Origin of the sequence: Protofrankia sp. Cas4 (assembly GCF_963555915.1) — a bacterium.
Lineage (GTDB): Bacteria > Actinomycetota > Actinomycetes > Frankiales > Frankiaceae > Protofrankia.
Window position 1 is genome coordinate 27,672 of sequence record NZ_CAUVXL010000270.1, and the last position, 15,063, is coordinate 42,734.

Below are 15,063 nucleotides of genomic sequence, written 5' to 3' on the forward strand. Positions count from 1 at the left end.
CGGGCATCCAACGACGGGCATTATTGATGGTGCTGCGGGCACAAGGAGGGATGTGTTGTGACTATGGGTCGTCCGGTGTCTCTTGGTGGTCAATCGGATGCGTTTGCAGAGCGGGCCATTCGGGTGACGACGGTTGCGGCCGTCACCCTGGTCGCGGCGGTGGCGGCCTTCGTCTCCTACCGCCACATGCGCGGCGTCGCGGTTGGACACGGCGAGGACTCCATGACGGCGGCGGTGCTGCCGTTCAGCGTGGACGGCATGATCGTAGCCGCATCCATGACCATGCTGGCGGATCGCCGCGGGGGACGGCGTCGTTCCGGGCTGTCCTACGCGCTCCTCACGTTGGGTGCATGCGCGTCACTGGCTGCAAACGTCCTGCACGCGGAACCCACCCTGACAGCCCGGGTCATCGCGGCATGGCCACCGTTGGCGCTGCTCGGCTCCTATGAACTGCTCATGCGCCAGATCCATCCCACTGGCTCCAGCCCCGCCGCTCACCGCCAAGCCAGGGGCGTCACGGGCGTCACGGGCGTCACGGGCGTTGCCGCACGGCGCCTCGCGGATGCCGGCGGCACAGCAAGCATTCCCAGCCCGCGCGCGGAGCAGTCCACGGTCGGGCGGTCGCCGCTGTTCCTCGCCCCCGCCCCGGTGCCGACGCCAGATCCCGCCGACGCCATCGATCTGGCAGACCTGGCCGATCTGGCAGACCTGGCCGGCCTGGCCGATCTGGCCGGCCTGGCCGACCCCGTGGAGCCGACCGATGCAGCCGATCTGGTCGATCTGGTCGATCTGCCCGGTGGACACCGTCCGGGCATGCATGACCCCGGGGCGGAGGCTGATGCCGGGGCGGCGGATGAGGCCGACCCGCACGAGGCTGCCGCGCAGTCGTCCGGTCCGGAGTCCCCGGGACTGGACATCACCGGAAAGCGCGACGCCATCATCCACGCACTGGAACAGACCGGCGGATCGGCATCGCAGGCCTCGGCCTTGCTCGCCGCCCGCGGCATCAGCGTCAGCAAAAGCTGGGTTTACCAGGTCCGCAAGGAGACCCATTTCGCCGATGTCGACGACACCGGCCCGCTGCCGGTGCCGGTGCCGGTGCCGGTGCGCCATCCTGTCCGCCTGGGCCGCGGACTGGGCCGCGGTCTCACCCCCGATCTGCCCCGCAACACCTGACTGCGCACTGACCCCGCACTGACCCCGCAGCACCTGGCCCGACTCCCCTGGCCAGGGTGAGAAAATCCGGTGGACGGCGCGCCTACCCTTGGCAGATGGAGTTCACCCAGTCCGACAAACTCGCCGACGTCTGCTATGACGTCCGGGGTCCCGTCCTCGACCAGGCGACGCGGTTGGAAGCCGAGGGTCAGCGCATCCTGAAGCTGAACATCGGCAACCCCGCGCCGTTCGGGTTCGCCGCCCCACCGGCGGTTCTCCAGGCAGTGATACACAGCCTCGCCGACGCGCAGGGTTACAGCGACTCCAAGGGCCTGCCATCCGCACGAGCGGCCGTGGTCCGGTACGCGACCGGTAAGGGTATCGCCAGTATCGACACCGACGACGTCTACCTCGGTAACGGCGTCTCAGAATTGATTATGATGTCGTTGCAGGCGCTGCTCAACGACGGCGACGAGGTGCTGCTCCCGGCACCGGACTACCCGCTGTGGACAGCGGTGGTCAGCCTCTGCGGCGGCCGGCCCGTCCACTACATGTGCGACGAATCCGCCGACTGGACGCCCGACGTCGACGACATCGCCGGCAAAATCACCGCCAGGACGCGGGCAATCGTGGTGATCAACCCGAACAACCCGACCGGCGCCGTCTACAGTCGTGAGGTCCTCGCCGGCATCATCGAGATCGCCCGCCGACACAACCTTATGATCTTCTCTGACGAGATCTACGACCGGATCCTGTATGACGACGCCGAGCACGTCTCCACCGCGGCGCTCGCCCCGGATGTCATGTGTGTGACGTTCAACGGGCTGTCGAAGGCGTACCGCCTCGCCGGCTTCCGCTCCGGCTGGATGGTTCTTTCCGGTCCACGTATGCATGCTTCCAGTTATGTCGAAGGCCTCAACATCCTGGCGAACATGCGGCTGTGCGCCAACGTCCCGGGCCAGTACGCGATGCAGGCCGCGCTTGCGGATGACGGTGGCGCCGGCGATCTCGTCCTGCCCGGTGGTCGGCTGCACGAGCAACGCGACGTGGTGTGGAAACTGCTCAACGATATTCCCGGCATATCGTGCGTAAAGCCACGTGGAGCGCTGTATGCGTTCCCACGTATCGATTCCGCCGTTCACCCGATCGTCGATGACGAACGGCTCGTCCTGGACCTGCTTCTGGCCGAGAAGATTCTCGTCGTGCAGGGCACCGGCTTCAACTGGCCCAGACCCGACCACATCCGGATAGTCACCCTGCCCGGTGTGGACGATCTCACCGACGCGGTCGGCCGTATCGGCAGGTTCCTCGCGACCTACGCACAGCGCTGATGGCAGGGTGATCTACGACCACGACTGTGGCCCCTTTGTCAGCTCCCGGACCTGCCGTGCAGTGAGAGAGTGGACGCTGTGTCCAGTGCCGAATCCAGCCAACCCGCGCCGACCCCGGCACCAGGCGGCCCAAGCGGCCCAAGCGGCCCGGCCGGTAACAGACGGTCCGCGCTCGGCCGGGGAACAACCGTCCGGGCCACCCGTCAGGGCGATGCCGTCTCCGCCGCGCTCGCCGAGATCGACGCCTTCACCAGCGCCCAGGACCTGCACGCGCACCTGCGGGACTCCGGCCAGCCCGTCGGCCTGACCACCGTCTACCGGCATCTGCAGGTCCTCGCCGACCGTGGCGAGGTCGACGTGCTGCGGCGCGACGACGGTGAGACCCTCTACCGCCGCTGTGCCACCGACAGCCATCACCATCATCTGGTGTGCCGCCACTGCGGACGGACCGTCGAGGTCGAAGGACCCGAAATCGAGGCGTGGACGGACCGCGTCGCGACGGCCGCGGGCTTCACCGACGTGGCCCACACCCTGGAGATCTATGGCACCTGCACCACCTGCGCGGCCAGCCCGGACTGACCGGGACCGACCGACCGGACTGACCGGGACCGACCGGGACCGACCGGCCGGACCGACCTACTCCGGGCCGTGCCTCGGCGGCTCAGCCGCGAGATCCGCGCATGTGCGGAGCTGATCCCAGGCGCTGCGGGCGGCCGAGGCCTGCGCACCAGCCAGCGGCACCGGTACGCCGCCGGCGATCTGGGCCGGCATCCACTCCGCCGCGGTGACCGCTCGTCCGGCGACTGTCAGTGTGAGCACACCAGACATGGTGTTCGGGCCATCCCCGGACGCATAGAAGACCAAGTTGCCCAGGCCGTAATCGACATACACACCGTCGGGCCCCCAGCCGCCGCCGAGCTGCACATGCGTGTGCGACCCGACGATCACATCCGCGCCGGCCTCGACAAGTTGTGGCACCAACGCCCGCTGTGCCGGTGTCGGGCAGGATGCGCGTTCCACACCCCAGTGCAGGTAGACGACCACAGTGTCGCTTCCGCTACGGGCGGCCCGGACGGCCGCCAGCAGCCGTGGGATGTTCTTCGCGCTGGCCAGGCCCGGCTTGCCGGGTCCGGCCGTCCAGTCCGAAGCCAGCTCGTCGTCGATCACCTGGGTCGCGCCGATGACGGCGATCCGCTGGCCCTTCACGGTCGTACGCACAGGGGCGTAGGCCTGCGCGTCGTCGAGGCCGATCCCGACGATCGGGAATCCGGCGGACCGGGCACCGGCGATGGTGTCACGCAGACCGTCCACGCCGTAGTCCATGCCGTGGTTGTTCGCCAAGGTGGCGACATCGACGCCGGCGGCCCGCAGCCCGACGAACGCCGACGGTGGCGCGCGGAAGACAAAGGCCTTGTGAACCGGTGTACCAGCCGTGGTCACCGCCGTCTCCAGGTTGACCATCGCCAGGTCGGCGCGACGCAGCGCCTGCGCGATCGGCCCGAGCGCGGTGGCGGGATCAGCGGCCAGGCGGGCCCCGGACCTACCCTCGAAGTGCACGTCCCCACCGAAGGCGATCGTGATCGGGCTGCCCGTCGGACGCCGTCCGGGCGCGCCCACCGGACCGGACGGCGGACCGGACGGCGGGCTGGGAGGCGCCGTGCCCGCTGGAGCGCCGGCTACCGGCCCCGCGGAGGACACGATCAACCCCGTGCCGTCGAGGGCCGGTACCGTCGCCGCCGGGACGCCGCCCGCCGACGGTGGACCGGACCCGCCGCACGCCAGCAGTGTCCAGACCGCCAGCATCCACGCCAACAACATCCACGGCGACAGCAGCCACACCAGCGGCATCCGCACGCCAGCACGTCCCACCGCAGCGGCCCTAGCCGAGGCTGCGCAGGGCCGGGGCGAGTTCACGCCACTGCCGGCGGGGCAGACCACGGCGGTCCGGGTCGAGGACCTGAACGCATACGTGGTCGGCGCCGGCATCGAGATGCTCGGTGATCCGGGCAAGCAGGACGTCGGGATCACCCCACGGCACGATCGTGTCGACAAGCCGGTCTGAGCCGGCACCGGTGAGGTCGTCGTCGGTGAAGCCGAAGCGGCGCAGGTTGTTCGTGTAGTTCGGTAGCCGCAGGTACGAACCGGTGTGCCGCCGGGCCAGCTCCCGCGCGGTCTCGGGGTTCGTGTCGAGGACGAACGCCTGCTCCGGGACGAGCAGCTTGCCCGGCCCCAGGATCTCCCGCGCGCCGGCCGTGTGCGCCGGCGGCACGAAGTAGGTGTGCGCGCCGTCCGCCCGAACCCGCGCCAGCTCCAGCATCTTCGGGCCGAGCGCGGCCAGGACCCGCGTCGACGATGTCGGTGGCACCGCCCGGTACTGCTCCGCAGCGGCCCGGTCCATCTCGTCGAGGTAGGCCCGTAGCTGCGACAACGGCTTGGTGTAGGGAACGCCGCGGATCTCCATCAGGGACGCGTGTGACACGCCGATGCCGAGCAGGAAACGGTCCCCGAACGCCTCGGCAAGCGTCATGTGGCCGGCCATCATCGTCTGGGGATGTCGGGCGAGAATCTGCGCGATCCCGGTGGCGACCGTGAGCCGGGATGTCGCCGCGAGCATCAGGGCCGCGGTCACCAGGACCTCCCTGCCCTTGACCTCACCCGTCCAGATCGCGGGATAGCCCAGCTCATCGAGTTCGGCGACGGCCGCCTGGACAACCGAGGCCGGGGAGAAGTCGAACTGGCCGCTCCAGATCCCGACCCGGCCGAGGTCGCGGCGGACGGGCGGGCGCACGGCGCCGGCACCCGCGCCGGCATCGACATTCGCGCCGGCATCGACACCCGCGCCGGCGGTGGCATCGGTGGCTGTGGCGGTGTCCGCGACGGTCGCGGATGAGGGGGCAGCTGTCACTGCACCACGCTATCCGGGTGCGTCAACCACGGCGGGTACCCGCAGCCCGTGTCCGGGTTGCTCGCCACCATGGGACGACTATCGTCAGCTCCGCGGCGAACGGTCCCGCTTACCCGCGGCGGCCGGCTGCCCCAACCGGCGGCTGCGACCGACGATCTCGGGACGGCCACGTATGACCGGAGGACACGATGTCCGTGCCTGACACGAAGCCTGTGCCCGATCCGGAGTCCGTGCCCGATCCGGAATCCGTGCCCGATCCGGAGTCCGCTCCCGGTACAGACCGGCCGAACAGCGTCGTCCCGCCCGTCCCGCGCGATCCACATGACGCGCGGGATGCCGACCCGGGGCTGGTACGGCTGCTCACGCCCGAGGGCGAGCGGCGCCCCGACCCGACCTACGATCCCTACCTCGCGGACCTCACCGACGCCGACCTGTACGGGCTCCTGCGCGACATGGTGATCGCGCGCCGCCTCGACGACGAGGCAACGGCTCTCCAGCGTCAGGGCGAACTCGGCCTGTGGGCCAGCCTGCGTGGTCAGGAGGCGGCCCAGGTCGGCTCGGCCAGGGCACTGCGCGACGACGACATGGTCTTCCCGTCCTACCGCGAACACGCGGTGGCCTGGTGCCGCGGGGTCGACCCGCTCGACGTCCTCGGCCTGTTCCGCGGGGTCACCCACGGCGGATGGGACGCGGACAAGCACGGATTCCAGTGCTATGCGATCGTCGTCGGCTCGCAGGCCCTGCACGCCACCGGCTATGCGATGGCCGTCTCCCGCGAGCATGCCGCTGGCCCCGCTGGCACTGGCAGCACCGGCAGCACCGGCAGCACCGGCACCAGCAGCAGCAACGGCCAGAGCCGGAACCAGGACCAAGACCAGGACATGTCAGCGACGCTGGTCTACTTCGGTGACGGGGCGTCCAGCCAGGGGGACGTCAACGAGGCGCTCAACTGGGCGGGTGTCTTTGCAGCTCCGGTGGTGTTCTTCTGCCAGAACAACCAGTGGGCGATCTCCGAACCGGCCCGACGGCAGAGCCTGGCGCCGATCTACCGGCGAGCGTCCGGGTTCGGTATCCGGGGCGTCCAGGTTGACGGCAACGACGTGCTGGCGACGCTCGCGGTGACCCGCTGGGCGCTGGACTCGGCCCGCCGGGGACATCCGACACTGATTGAGGCGGTGACATACCGGATGGGCGCGCACACCACCGCTGACGATCCATCCCGGTACCGCCACGCAGCGGAGCTGGCGCACTGGGGCCAGCGGGACCCGGTGGCACGGATGACCACCTACCTACGCGGCTGCGGGCTTCTGGACGACGCTGGCGCCGCCGCTCTCGACGCCGAGGCCGACGCCCTCGCGGCGACGGTGCGCAGCCGGTGCGTGCGGCTGCCCGACCCGTCCCCGCAGAGCCTTTTCGATCACGTGTACGTGGACGAACCCGAGACCCTGAGCGCCGCGCGGGACGCCTGTCTAGAGCTCGAACTGGCACCGGCAACGCTCGAACCGCGAAAGGCGAACTGACGGTGCGCTCGACGCTGACGCTGGCCAAGGCTCTCAATACCGGACTGCGCACGGCCATGGCCGCCGATGAGAAGGTCGTGGTGATGGGTGAGGACGTCGGCAGGCTCGGCGGCGTCTTCCGGATCACCGAGGGGCTGCTCGCCGACTTCGGCGAGGCGCGCGTCATCGACACACCGCTGGCCGAGTCCGCGATCATCGGAACCGCGATCGGGATGGCCATGCGTGGGCTCCGGCCGGTATGCGAAATCCAGTTCGACGGCTTCGTCTACCCGGCCTTCGACCAGATCGTCACCCAGCTGGCGAAAATCCACTACCGGACCCGGGGACGGGTCCGGTTGCCGGTGACGGTCCGCATCCCGTTCGGTGGTGGCATCGGCGCTGTCGAGCACCACAGCGAGTCACCGGAAGCCTACTTCTGCCATACCGCCGGCCTCAAGGTCGTCGCCTGTTCCAGCCCGACCGATGCCCACACGATGATCCGGCAGGCGGTCGCGGCCGACGACCCGGTGATCTTCTTCGAGCCCAAGCGCCGGTACTGGGAGAAGGGAGATGTCGAAACCGACGAGCCGCTGACCGGGGCGATCCCGTTGCACACCAGCCGGGTCGTGCGGACCGGCGACGACGCAACACTGGTCGCCTACGGCCCGATGGTACGGACCTGCCTGGACGCGGCCGTGGCAATGGCCGACGAGGGTCGCGAGCTTGAGGTCATCGACCTGCGCACCCTGTCCCCCCTCGACCTGGCTCCGGTGCTCACGTCCGTGCGCCGGACCGGCCGGTGTGTCGTCGTTCACGAGGCGCCGTCGAACGTGTCCCTGTCCGCGGAGATCGCGGCCCGGGTGACCGAGGCCGCGTTCTACTCCTTGGAGGCTCCGGTACTACGCGTCACCGGTTATGACATCCCGTACCCGCCGGCCCGGCTGGAGGACCACTACCTACCGGACGTCGATCGGATCATGGACGCCGTCGACCGTTCCTTCCAGTACTGACCGGTGGGTCCGATGCCGGGCAGCAAGTTGGAGGTCACCCGTGCCACATGAACAGTTCCGCCTCCCCGACCTGGGCGAAGGCCTACCGGACGCCGAAATCGTCCGGTGGCTGGTGGAGGTGGGCGAGCCGGTAGCGGTCAATCAGCCGCTCGTCGAAGTGGAGACCGCCAAGGCCCTGGTGGAGGTGCCCTCACCACTGGCCGGCGTGCTCGCCGTGCGGCACGCCGAACCGGGCGACACCGTCGAGGTGGGACGACCGTTGGTCACCGTCGACGTCCCAGCTTCGAACGGCGTACCAGCTTCGAACGGCGTACCAGCACCGAACGGCGCTCATGGACCGGACCAGGGACCGGACCAGGGGACGGACCGCCCACCGGACCGCCCACCGGACGGACGGACACCGGTGCTGGTCGGGTATGGCCCGCGCACATCCGCTGGACCGGCACGCACCCGGACCCGGCGCCGGACCACGCCGACCGTCCAGCCCACACCGGTCGAGCCAGACCAGGCCAGACCAGACCGGGACGGGCCTGTACTCGCGAAGCCACCGGTCCGCAAACTCGCTCGGGATCTCGGTGTCGACATCTGGCGGGTCACCGGCACCGGACCGCATGGAACGATCAGCCGGGCGGATGTCGAGGCGGCCCGCACCTCCGTCCACGACGAGCGGGGCGCCCGGGTCCGCCGGGTGCCGGTGACCGGCGTCCGGCGCGCGACCGCGGCGGCCATGGTGACCAGCGCGTTCACCGCGCCGCAGGTCACCGAGTTCGTCAGTGTCGACGTCACCGAGACGATGGCCGCGCGTGACCGGATCGCCGCGCTGCCCGAGTTCGCGGGTGTGAAGGTGACCGCGCTGTTGTTCGTCGCGAAGGCGCTGCTGACCGCCGTCCAGCGTCATCCGATGATCAATTCTTGCTGGGAGGAAGCGTCCGGCGACGAGCCCGCGCAGATCGTCATCCATGAGACCGTCAACCTCGGGATCGCGGTGGCTTCACCCCGCGGGCTCGTCGTGCCGAATATTCCGGCTGCGCAGGAGATGGGACTGGTCGCGCTCGGACACGCCCTGCACGAGCTGACCGCGGCAGCCCGGACCGGGACAGTCACACCAGGTGCACTACGCGGCGGGACCATCACCATTACCAATATCGGCGTGTTCGGCATTGACACCGGAACACCCATCCTCAATCCGCCGGAGGCGGCAATCCTCGCCCTCGGCGCGATCCGCCCGATGCCGTGGGTGCATGACGGGAACCTTGCCGTCCGGACGGTGGCGCAGCTCGCCCTGACCTTCGACCACCGGATCGTCGATGGTGAGCTCGGCGCAAAGGTACTCGCGGATGTCGCCAGAATGCTCGCCGACCCGGCCGTGGCCCTCGCCTGGAACTGATCCAATTCCTTGATCGGCCCTGTTCCGAATAGCCGAACCGGCCCATCCATGCTTGCTCTGAGTGACGATACCGAGGGCGCGGCGAGCAACGCACAGGAGCAGGCAAGACCGGGCACAACGGACCAACCTGGAACCTCAACCAGGGCAAAGAGCACGGGATGGGGCGGACAACGGAGGAAGGAGCTCGCCTGGTACGGTTGCGCCTTGCTTACGGCTTCCGGCACAGCTTCCGTACAAAGGGGTGAAACGCATGACGCGCGTGGAGGCACTACAGGCCGCCGACGAATTCGTCGCCAAGGTCCTGACCTCCGCAGGCTCCAGCGGCCGATTCAACGGCGCTCTCAACCTCGCTGAACGGGTCGATCTGACCCTGCGGGTAGCGAGGTTCCTCCTGGAGGGGCAGGGCACGTCCGAGGCCGACGACCTGCTCAAGCGGGATATGCGCAATGAGCTGGACCAGGCTTTCCCGCCGCTGCGCACATCATGAAACGACCGGTGGTTCGAGGATCGCCCCGCCTTACCGCAACACCTGGCACGTCCTGCTGACGCGTCAGGCGTAGGGAGTCCGCCGGGCGCGCGATCGTAACTCCAGCTCGCGCGCCCGGCGGCCACCCGCTCCGGATCTGACGGGCGTCAGGTGCCGACCAGGCTCAGAACGCGTCCTCGGGCAGGTCCATCAGATCAAGGTCGGTTGCCTGCAGAACACTGAGTCGGGTTGACAGCTCGGGCAGCACGTTCGCGACAAACCAACGGGCCGTGGCCACCTTGCCCTCGTAGAAGGCCCGGTCCCTGGCTACCATGACCGTCGCCGACCGCGTGAGCGCGTCCGTCGCGACCTCGGCCTGGCGCAGCAGCAACCAGCCGATGACGAGATCGCCGACACTCATCAGAAGCCGCGTGGTGTTCAGACCGACCTTGTACACCTGCCGGGTATCCGCCGCGGCGTCGGTGAAAAAGCCGACCAGCACACCGACCATGGATGTCACGTTTTCCAGCGCGGCGCCCAGGATCTCCCGTTCCCGGCGTAGCGAACCGTCCCCCGCGCCGTCCTTGGCGAAGGTCTGGATCTCGGCGAACAGCGCGGTGAGCGCCTGACTGTGATCTCGCACGATCTTCCGGAAGAAGAAGTCCTGGCCCTGGATGGACGTGGTGCCCTCGTACAAGGTGTCAATCTTGGCGTCGCGGATGTACTGCTCGATCGGATAGTCCTGCAGGTAGCCCGAGCCACCGAAAACCTGCAGGGACGTCGCCAGCAGCTCATAGGATCGCTCGGAACCGACGCCCTTGACTATCGGCAGCAGCAGGTCGTTGAGCCGTTCGGCGAGATCGTCTACTGTTCCCGCGACGTTGGCCGCGGCGACCCGGTCCTGAACGGTGGCGGTGTAGAGGACGAGCGCCCGCATGCCTTCCGTATACGCCTTCTGCACCATCAGCATCCGCCGGACGTCCGGGTGATGGATGATCGTGACGCGGGGCGCGGCCTTGTCCGTCGACCGGGTCAGATCGGCGCCCTGGACCCGGGTCCGCGCGAACGCCAGGGCGTTGAGGTAGCCGGTGGACAGCGTCGCGATGGCCTTGGTACCCACCATCATCCGGGCATATTCGATGATCTCGAACATCTGGGCGATGCCGTCGTGGACGTCCCCGACAAGCCAGCCGACCGCCGGGTTCTTCTCGCCGAACCGCAGTTCGCAGGTGGCGGAGACCTTCAGGCCCATCTTCTTCTCGACGCCGGTGACGTAGACGCCGTTTCGCTCGCCGGGTTCGCCAGTCGCCGGATCCACCAGGAACTTCGGAACCAGGAACATGGACAGGCCCTTGGTGCCGGGGCCGTTTCCCTCCGGCCGGGCAAGGGTGAGGTGGAAGATGTTCTCCGGAACGTCCCAGTCACCCGAGGTGATGAAACGCTTCACGCCCTCGATATGCCAGGTGCCGTCGGCCTGCGCCACCGCCCGGGTGCGGCCCGCCCCCACGTCCGAACCCGCGTCGGGTTCGGTGAGCACCATCGTCGCGCCCCACTGCCGCTCGATCGCCTGGCGGGCGAACTTCTTCTGTGCGGCATTGCCGAGCCGGTCGAGAATCCCGGCGAAGGTCGGACCGCTCATGTACAAGAACGCCGCCGGGTTGGACCCCAGGATCAGCTCCGAAGCAGCCCAGATGACCGACGGAGGTGCACCCAGACCGCCCAGGTGTGACGGCAGGAACAGCCGCCACCACTCACCGTCCACGAGGTCGGCATAGGACTTCTTGAACGCCGCCGGCAACGTGACCGTGCCGGTCTCCGGGTCGAACACCGGCGGGTTGCGGTCAGCCTCCGAGAAGGACTCGGCGAGCGAACCGGTGGCCAACCTGTCGACCTCGGCGAGCACGTCATGGGCCGTCTGGCGATCCATCTCCGCGAACGGACCATGACCCAGCGTCTGGTCGACACCCAGTACCTCGAACAGGTTGAACTCGATATCGCGGAGGTTGCTCTTGTAGTGCCCCATGGCGGTCTCCCCGGGGAAGTGCCGGCATCGGTTGTCACCGAGGGAACCGGCGTACTCCTACTGGCCAGTAACTAATACCCATGCTACCCGCCGGTAACCATCCTGGGAACAAATACCAGGACAACGAGACAACTGACAATATGCCATCACAATGACTACGCTCAGTTATATTTCGGCATGATGCGCGCCGCCCACAGCATGCGGACAGCGTCTGTCCGAACCGATCACCAGGAGTGCAGGAGTGCAGGAGTGCAGGAGTTACGAGACATCGCTCCAACGGAAGCTGCCATCATGATCACGCAGGCAGGCGATGGGGCGCCCGTTCGCGTCCTGGAGGAGCTCGTCACCGTCCGTCGCAGCGTTGCACTCGGCACCCGGCGCCGGGACGACCAGCTGCCTCGGCTGCGGACTCGTCACGCCCCAGCGCGGCTGGCCCGCAGCGCTCAGCCCGCAATAAAGGAACAGCCCGTTGACGGCCTGCCGCGGGGCAGAATCAACGGCTGGAACACACGGTTCCCCAACGAACACAGCACGCATCCGTTCCGTCGGACCACCGCCGGGCTGCGACGGATCGTCCCGGCCTGTCTCGGGCGGGGTGGGCACGGGTGGGGTGGTCACGGGCGGGGCTGCGGCTAGCGGTGACGGTGCCAAGGGCTGGGACGGTGTCCGTGCCTGCGTGCCGGCGTCGGTCGAGCCACACCCGACCAGCAGCACGGCCAACAGGCCGAGCGCCGCGATGACGGCAGCCGCAAGCCCCACGCCGCTGACCGCCCCGGTGCCCGCGCGAGCCGCGCTACCCGCGGTGTCGCCTCCTCGATGTCCAGCCGCCACACCAACCAGCTTAGGTAGGACTGCCGATACGCGGAGCAACATAGTCCGTGAACACCCGGTTTAGAGTGCCCGGCAATAGGGGCGTGGATCAAGGAGCGGGGCTGGGGCGCGTAGATCGCGAGGCGGAGGAGGAAGTCACCCTGGTGTTGGGTGGCGACCGACGACAACGCGGCGAGGTGCGTGCCCCAGCCCAGCGACGCCGCGTCCCCTATTGCCGGGCGCTCTTGGGGCGCCCGGTGGATATTGGTCACCGCCTCAGGCGGCCACCGGGATCCCGCCGTCGACCAGGTCGTCGTCCCGTGGCGCGGTAAGCCCGTCAGGCGTGTGTGGACGCATGGTGTTGGCCGCATCCGAGTCACGCACCGTCAACGCGAACCCCGCGGCGACGACGGCGAGCGCAGCCGCCACCAGGAACGCGCCGTGGTACGCCGCGGCATTTCCCGCAGCCGCGGCCGTGGTTTTTGCGCCGGCCGGCGCGAACAGGGTCAACGCCGTTGTCACCAACCCGACACCGAGCGCCGACGCGAGCTGTCGCTGCATGTTGAACAAGGTGGACGCCTGACCGGTGTCCACCGGCGAAATACGTGCGAACGCGGCCGTCTGGGCGGAAAGAAAGACAAATCCCATTCCGGTGCCGACGAGGAACATCATGGCCCGGATCAGCCATATCGACGTGGCCAGGTCCATCCGCGAGATCGACGCCAGCATGGCTGCCACCAGGAGCAGTCCGAACACCATCAGTCGCCGCGGCCCTATCCGCGAGTAGCCGCGCCCGGCTAGCTGGGACCCGGCCAGCACCCCCAGCGCTTCAGGGAACAGCGCCAGGCCGGCCGTGGTCGCGTTCACGCCACGGGCGTCCTGCAGGAACAGCGGGATCAGGTAGAGCGTGCCGAGGAAGGCCATCGTCGCGAACAGCATCGTGAGGTTGGTCGCCCGGAACAGCCGCTCGCCGAGCAGTCTCAGCGCGAGCAGCGGACGGTCGCGACGACGCTCCCAGCTGACCATCAGGACAGTCGCGCCAAGCCCGACGGACCCGGCGACACCGACCTTGGCCGATGCCCAGCCGCTGCCCGGCCCGCTACTGAGCGCATAGAGGATCAGGGCGAATCCCGCCGCCGCGAGCACGAACCCGACCAGGTCGAAGCGGCCGGCAGCGGCAGGCTCGCGGTGTTCGGCCAGAAAGACCAGGCCGAACACGAACACGGCCAACCCGACCGGTAGGTTCACCAGAAACACCCAGTGCCACGACAGGTGGTCGGTGAGGATGCCACCGAGCACCGGACCGGCCGCCGGCGCGATCACAGTGGGAACGATGACCACACGTGCGGCCCGCACCCGCTGCTCGGGCGGGAAAACCCGGAACAGCATGGCCGTCCCGACCGGCATCAGGATGCCGCCGCCGACTCCCTGTAGCATCCGGAACCCCACCAGGGCATCAAGGCTGGTGGCAGCACCACACAGCGCGGACGCGGCCGTGAACGCCGCCAGCGCCACCAGGAAGACCCGTTTGGTCCCGAACCGGTCACCCAACCATCCGGACGCGGGGATGAAGACGGCGAGACTGACCAGGTAGCCGATCACCACCAGCTCGATCGAACCGGTCGAGGCGCCGAAGTCACGGGCGATCGAGGGCAGGGCCACATTGACGATCGTGACGTCCATGATGCTGATGAACATCGTCGCGGCGAAGACGACCGCGGCCGCGACGCGCTGGTCGAGCGCGGGCGCCGCACGCCGGATCCGAGCAGGGCTCCGGACGGGACTCATAGACCTCTCCCTAACCATGAGTGACCAACCGCAACGGATCGCAACCTCGGTCGGCTGGGTGGTACTTTATGAGGCTACCTCACTATCCATGTCCCTCAAAATAAAGATGGCTGAACAATGAAGCCGCAAACTGGTGATGAGATCATCGATACGCTGTTGGCAGTCAGTCACCGACTGCGTCATCGCGTGAACGACACCCTTCAGGTCACGGCCGGGCTCACGCTCTCCCGCTTCAAGGTCCTGCAACTCGTCGAGCGGCGCGGACCTTCCCGCTTGCGCGACATCGCCGACGCCACCGACGTCACCGCCCGGACCATGACCGAGACGGTGGACTGGCTCGAAGGCGAGGGGCTGGTCATCCGCACCGCGCATCCGACCGACCGGCGTGCCCTGCTCGTGGCCCTCACCGACGCCGGTCGCGCCCGGCTGACCGCCGCGGACCGACACCGGACCGCGGAGGTCGGTGCCATGACCAGACATCTGTCCGCGGCCCAGCGCGAGGAGTTCCTCCAGCTACTGCGATCGGTGCTCGACGCCATCGAGGGCACCGCCGCCGACATCGGGCCGGACGGGCCGGACGGGCCGGACGGGCCGGACGGGCCGGACGGGCCGCCGGAAACCGTCGCCGGAAACGGTTGTAGCTGATCCCCCGCCCAGGGCTGTGGGACAGATCACGATCATCCGAAACG

Annotated in this window: 13 protein-coding genes; 8 read left to right on the forward strand and 5 right to left on the reverse strand. The window is 68.6% G+C overall.

Annotated elements, in window-relative coordinates; genetic code table 11:
* Window positions 1-123 precede the first annotated feature (123 nt).
* The 3 genes from U9979_RS24485 to U9979_RS24495 all read left to right on the forward strand — a co-directional run bounded on the left by U9979_RS24485 (window position 124) and on the right by U9979_RS24495 (window position 3,065).
* Window positions 124-1,176: a DUF2637 domain-containing protein gene (locus U9979_RS24485; RefSeq protein ID WP_322781142.1), complete on the forward strand. Its 1,053-nt coding sequence runs from the start codon at window positions 124-126 to the stop codon at window positions 1,174-1,176.
* A gap of 95 nt (window positions 1,177-1,271) precedes the next feature.
* A complete protein-coding gene (locus U9979_RS24490) occupies window positions 1,272-2,486 on the forward strand; it encodes a pyridoxal phosphate-dependent aminotransferase (protein ID WP_322750711.1) in 1,215 nt (404 codons plus the stop codon).
* A 69-nt stretch (window positions 2,487-2,555) separates the two neighbouring features.
* Entirely contained in the window at window positions 2,556-3,065 is a 510-nt protein-coding gene (locus U9979_RS24495) for a Fur family transcriptional regulator (protein WP_416220305.1), read from the forward strand.
* A gap of 57 nt (window positions 3,066-3,122) precedes the next feature.
* Here U9979_RS24495 and U9979_RS24500 read toward each other — a convergent pair whose 3' ends face one another.
* On the reverse strand, window positions 3,123-4,334 hold the full coding sequence (locus U9979_RS24500; RefSeq protein WP_416220306.1) for a CapA family protein: 1,212 nt from the start codon (window positions 4,332-4,334) through the stop codon (window positions 3,123-3,125).
* A 31-nt stretch (window positions 4,335-4,365) separates the two neighbouring features.
* Complete coding sequence (locus tag U9979_RS24505; RefSeq protein WP_322750720.1) at window positions 4,366-5,274, reverse strand: LLM class F420-dependent oxidoreductase; 909 nt, start codon at window positions 5,272-5,274, stop codon at window positions 4,366-4,368.
* Window positions 5,275-5,579: 305 nt separating this feature from the next.
* On the opposite strand from U9979_RS24505, the gene U9979_RS24510 reads away from it, so the two are divergent.
* From U9979_RS24510 to U9979_RS24525, 4 genes are all read left to right on the forward strand, one after another.
* Window positions 5,580-6,911 carry a thiamine pyrophosphate-dependent enzyme gene (locus U9979_RS24510; protein WP_322781145.1) on the forward strand — a complete coding sequence of 444 codons (1,332 nt, stop codon included), beginning with the start codon at window positions 5,580-5,582 and terminating at the stop codon, window positions 6,909-6,911.
* A 2-nt stretch (window positions 6,912-6,913) separates the two neighbouring features.
* Entirely contained in the window at window positions 6,914-7,900 is a 987-nt protein-coding gene (locus U9979_RS24515; protein ID WP_416210698.1) for an alpha-ketoacid dehydrogenase subunit beta, read from the forward strand.
* A gap of 40 nt (window positions 7,901-7,940) precedes the next feature.
* Window positions 7,941-9,287 carry a dihydrolipoamide acetyltransferase family protein gene (locus U9979_RS24520; RefSeq protein ID WP_322781146.1) on the forward strand — a complete coding sequence of 449 codons (1,347 nt, stop codon included), beginning with the start codon at window positions 7,941-7,943 and terminating at the stop codon, window positions 9,285-9,287.
* Window positions 9,288-9,537: 250 nt separating this feature from the next.
* A complete protein-coding gene (locus tag U9979_RS24525; RefSeq protein ID WP_322750716.1) occupies window positions 9,538-9,774 on the forward strand; it encodes a hypothetical protein in 237 nt (78 codons plus the stop codon).
* 163 nt (window positions 9,775-9,937) lie between these two features.
* On the opposite strand, the gene U9979_RS24530 is transcribed toward U9979_RS24525, so the two are convergent.
* The 3 genes from U9979_RS24530 to U9979_RS24540 form a co-directional block, all read right to left on the reverse strand.
* Window positions 9,938-11,776 carry an acyl-CoA dehydrogenase gene (locus U9979_RS24530; RefSeq protein WP_322781147.1) on the reverse strand — a complete coding sequence of 613 codons (1,839 nt, stop codon included), beginning with the start codon at window positions 11,774-11,776 and terminating at the stop codon, window positions 9,938-9,940.
* Between the two features lie 258 nt (window positions 11,777-12,034).
* Window positions 12,035-12,607 (reverse strand): hypothetical protein, encoded by a 573-nt coding sequence (locus U9979_RS24535; RefSeq protein ID WP_322781148.1) that lies wholly within the window; start codon window positions 12,605-12,607, stop codon window positions 12,035-12,037.
* Window positions 12,608-12,862: 255 nt separating this feature from the next.
* Window positions 12,863-14,374, reverse strand: coding sequence for a DHA2 family efflux MFS transporter permease subunit (locus tag U9979_RS24540; RefSeq protein WP_322781149.1), 1,512 nt, complete (start codon window positions 14,372-14,374; stop codon window positions 12,863-12,865).
* A gap of 117 nt (window positions 14,375-14,491) precedes the next feature.
* Between U9979_RS24540 and U9979_RS24545 the strand changes: the two genes are divergently transcribed.
* Complete coding sequence (locus tag U9979_RS24545; protein ID WP_322781150.1) at window positions 14,492-15,019, forward strand: MarR family winged helix-turn-helix transcriptional regulator; 528 nt, start codon at window positions 14,492-14,494, stop codon at window positions 15,017-15,019.
* Window positions 15,020-15,063: the final 44 nt, after the last annotated feature.

Coding starts and splice junctions, on each gene's coding strand:
- U9979_RS24500 (WP_416220306.1), bottom strand. CDS start 4,334: ATGCCGCTGGTGTGGCTGCTGTCGCCGTGGATGTTGTTGGCGTGGATG.
- U9979_RS24540 (WP_322781149.1), bottom strand. CDS start 14,374: ATGAGTCCCGTCCGGAGCCCTGCTCGGATCCGGCGTGCGGCGCCCGCG.
- U9979_RS24510 (WP_322781145.1), top strand. CDS start 5,580: ATGTCCGTGCCTGACACGAAGCCTGTGCCCGATCCGGAGTCCGTGCCC.
- U9979_RS24525 (WP_322750716.1), top strand. CDS start 9,538: ATGACGCGCGTGGAGGCACTACAGGCCGCCGACGAATTCGTCGCCAAG.
- U9979_RS24490 (WP_322750711.1), top strand. CDS start 1,272: ATGGAGTTCACCCAGTCCGACAAACTCGCCGACGTCTGCTATGACGTC.
- U9979_RS24530 (WP_322781147.1), bottom strand. CDS start 11,776: ATGGGGCACTACAAGAGCAACCTCCGCGATATCGAGTTCAACCTGTTC.
- U9979_RS24545 (WP_322781150.1), top strand. CDS start 14,492: ATGAAGCCGCAAACTGGTGATGAGATCATCGATACGCTGTTGGCAGTC.